A 3,520-nucleotide genomic window follows, 5' to 3' on the forward strand; every position below is an offset into this window, starting at 1 on the left:
CCCGGCGTCCCGGAGCTGCGCGCCGCGATCGCCGACCACCAGCGGCGCTTTTACGGCCTGGAGTACGACCCCGACACCGAGGTCCTCGTCACCGCGGGAGCCAAGGTCGGCTGGGTCAAGGCTTGCTGACCCAGCCATTCTGATTTCAGAGCTTGTCTTGCTCGCGCTCTTCATGAGCTCAGTACCAGAAAACCCAAAGAGCGTGCACTCACCTACAGGGCTCGATCCCTGGGCGAACGCCATATGAAATCCCAAACAGTGTGCACCAAACGCCACACGCCTTACGTCTTCTACTGTCCTACCTGAAGCCGGGGATCACGTGGCTCGCTCGCCCACTGGAAGGTCCCCCTCGACCTCAGGAAGGAACCACATGCAGCTGAGACTGATGTACGTGATCATCGCGGTCCTCGCAGCGCTTGCCGTCGCGCTTGCCGGCAGCCTCGTGACCGCCATCGAGGGAGGGCGCCCCGCTGCCACCCTCAGGACCGGAGCATTCACCTTCACCGGCGCCCTGCCTCTCCTCATCGCCGTCATGAATGCATTGGGCGTGGTGGGCTCGTGAGCGGCATGGAGTCCTTGAGAGGACGCGCACAAGCCCCGCGCCCCTCCATGCCCGACGAGATGTTCGTGAAAGTGCGCCAGCACCTCACACAGCTCTCACGGGTGATGAACACCATCGACGCGACTCGGCTCCTCATCGGTCTGCTGTATCTGAGCCGGGCTTCGCGCGTCGCCTCCGACCCGGGTGTACCGACGTGGTCGTGGCTGCTGAGTCAGCCGGCGGGGCGGGGCCCGGAAATCCGCGCCGCGGTGACCAAGTGCCTGGTCCACCACCTCCCCGCGATCGAGGATCCGGCCGCCGAAGCGGGCGCGGTGAGCCTCGTGCCCGTTCCGCCTCCTGGCTCCGAAAAGTCCCTGCGCGCGCTCATTCAGGCCATCGGATCCACCCAGCAGGTCGGGACATTGCTCGACCAGTGCCTGCGGGACCTCTCGGCGGCCCAGGCCGACGGCAGCAACTACTTCACACCCGAGGACATGGCGCGTCTGATGGTCGGCGCGGCCGTCCCCCATGACAGGCACAGGGTGCTTGACCCGGCCTGCGGTTCGGGCGGGCTCCTGGTGGAGAGCCACTGCTACGTCCGTGAGCGTGTCGGGCTGAACCCGACCATGTCTCTGCGGGGAAGGGAGCTGCACGCCCCCACCTCGCAAGTGGCCCGCATGAATCTCTCGGTGCGGGGGATCGAGGCCGACATCCTTCCGCCCGGGGACAGCCTGGCGCAGCCCGAACCCGAGCCGTACGACATCGTCCTGGCCAACCCTTCCCTCAACCAGCGGGACTGGACGCAGGAGGAAGGAACGCAACAGCACGGCAGTCGGCCGGGCCCACCCGTCCCTCTCGATCCCCGGTGGCCAGAGGAAACACCACCCCGGAGCTCCGCCGACTCCGCGTGGATCCAGCACATCGCTCACGCACTGGCTCCGGCCGGACGAGCCGTCTTCTTGATGGCCGACCGTGTGGCAGCAAGCCGACAGGCCGTGCCCAAACGGCTCCGCGAACGACTGTTGCGGATCGATCTCGTCGAGTGCGTGATCGCCTTGCCGCTCCGCGTGTACGGGCACTCCCAGGCCCCTGCCTGCCTGTGGGTGATCAACAAGGACAAGAGCGCACGGCCCGGATGGGGCGCCCTGGACCGTCGCGGGCAGGTCCTCTTCATCAACGCGCGTCGGGCTTTCGAGCAGGTTCCGCAGTCAAGAGCGCGGAGACTGGGCGACAAGAACACGGCTCTGATCCTGAGCACGCTCGCAGCCTGGCGTGGTCTCCCCGAGGACGGTGCGGCGGCAACGCCGTACAGCGACACGGTCGGATGGTCCCGGAGCTGCTCCGTGAAGGAAATCGCCGACCGCGAGTACAGCCTGATGCCGACTTCGTACGCCGTTGAGCCTCCTGGTCCCGAACGGGACACGCGGAACCGGATCGATCAGCTCAAGCTCGAACTGACCGAGCAGTTCGACCGGATGCGCGCCCTGGAACTCCGGTTGCTGGACGCCTTGGAGGAAATCTGATGGAAGCCGAGGCCGACCGAGTCGAGTTCGGTACGACGGCTTGGCGGACAACCTCCATCGAGATCGAGGGAGTCCGGAAAATCCACACCACCTGCGGCTTCCTCGATGACAAGACCGCCGATAAGGCTCCGGGAGTCGTAAGCTCAACGTTCGTCCGGGGCGGCAAAATCCTCCCGGCCCCGGCCAACGGGTGCTGGCCAGGCGAAGCTCCGCCCACCCGGGCAACCCTCAGGGAGGGCGACCTGGCCGTCGTACTCGTACGACGTGTGGGCGAGTCCGCGCTGGTCACCCCCGAACACGCGGGATGGACAGCTGCTCGGTCCATCGGCATCGTCCGGGCAGAACCGCTCATCGTGCGATGGCTGCACATCTGGCTGCAGACGCCCACGGCGAAGGCCCGGATCGATGAGGACGTCACGGCACACGTCGAGCCGACCGTCAGCCTCGACACCCTCCGTCAGATGCTGTTCCCGCTGCCCCCGCCGGATGTCATCAGCGCCTACCACCGGGCCTTCAGCCTCATTGAGGAGATGATCTCCCTCTACCGGGAGACAGCGCGCACGGCCGTGGCACTGGCAGACGCGCTCCACGACGACGTGGTCTCTTCGGACGGGCCGTGGGAAACCCGCTCGCTCGCTGAGGTCGCCAAGCCGGAGACAGGCAAAGGTTCCGAACGCTCGCTCCCTCCGCCGCCCCTGGAACCCTCCGCCGATGTGATCGCCCCCAGAGACCTGTACGACCTCCCCACCCCTCACGTTCCGAGGTTCCGTCTGAGCGGACTGGCCGAGGCCGGCGAGTCGCATCCGCCCGGCACCATCATGCTGAGCACTCGTTCCGACGGCGCACACACCGCCGTGCTGAGCCGGCCGGCGACACCACTCAGAAGCGTCGTTGCCATTCGCCCCGCCGAGGACGATGACCGTTGGTGGCTGCTTCACGAGCTCAGAAGCCGGAGCAGCGACATCGCTCGTTTGGCACAGGGCCGGAACAGCCGGGAGATCTCATCCCTTGCCCTGAGACGACTGAAGATCACCTGGCCGGACCGGTTCTCGCGCGCCGAGTTCCGCAAGGCGGCAGGACCCCTGCACGAGGCGGCACAGCTCCTGGCCTCCAGGGTCGCGACACTGCACGATCTGCGGAACGCGTTGCTGCGCGACATCTCGGCAAAGGCTGGCACCCTCCGGGAGCCGACCGACAGGTCGGCAAGGCAAAGCGCTGGTGCCCCTCACCGCGCTGAGATCCTCGCTTCCCACGTCGGCAGGACCGGCCATGAGTCAGGATGGCCCCGGAGTATCGACGGGCACACGAGTGAGGACCGGTGAGGACATGAACGCCAGGCCACTGCTGAACCGAAGGCTCCACGGGTTCGGCACGACGGTCTTCGCCGAGATGTCGGCGCTGGCCGTCCGGACCGGATCGATCAACCTGGGCCAGGGCTTCCCCGACACCGACGGGC

The 3,520-nt window shown here is 66.9% G+C and carries 3 protein-coding genes and 1 pseudogene; all 4 read left to right on the plus strand.

The window, feature by feature from the left end; all coding sequences use genetic code 11:
* Window positions 1-370 precede the first annotated feature (370 nt).
* Window positions 371-562, plus strand: a complete 192-nt coding sequence (locus BM237_RS28505; protein ID WP_093852631.1) for a hypothetical protein — start codon at window positions 371-373, stop codon at window positions 560-562.
* Window positions 563-609: 47 nt separating this feature from the next.
* Window positions 610-2,064 carry an N-6 DNA methylase gene (locus tag BM237_RS28510; protein ID WP_093852632.1) on the plus strand — a complete coding sequence of 485 codons (1,455 nt, stop codon included), beginning with the start codon at window positions 610-612 and terminating at the stop codon, window positions 2,062-2,064.
* On the plus strand, window positions 2,064-3,386 hold the full coding sequence (locus BM237_RS28515; protein ID WP_245794103.1) for a restriction endonuclease subunit S: 1,323 nt from the start codon (window positions 2,064-2,066) through the stop codon (window positions 3,384-3,386). The genes BM237_RS28510 and BM237_RS28515 overlap by 1 nt, the downstream gene beginning before the upstream one ends.
* Window positions 3,334-3,520 (plus strand): annotated as a pseudogene (locus BM237_RS30185) (aminotransferase); the annotation flags it as partial. The gene BM237_RS28515 and the pseudogene BM237_RS30185, both read left to right, overlap by 53 nt.

It is taken from the genome of Streptomyces mangrovi (assembly GCF_900114215.1).
Taxonomy (GTDB): domain Bacteria; phylum Actinomycetota; class Actinomycetes; order Streptomycetales; family Streptomycetaceae; genus Streptomyces; species Streptomyces barkulensis.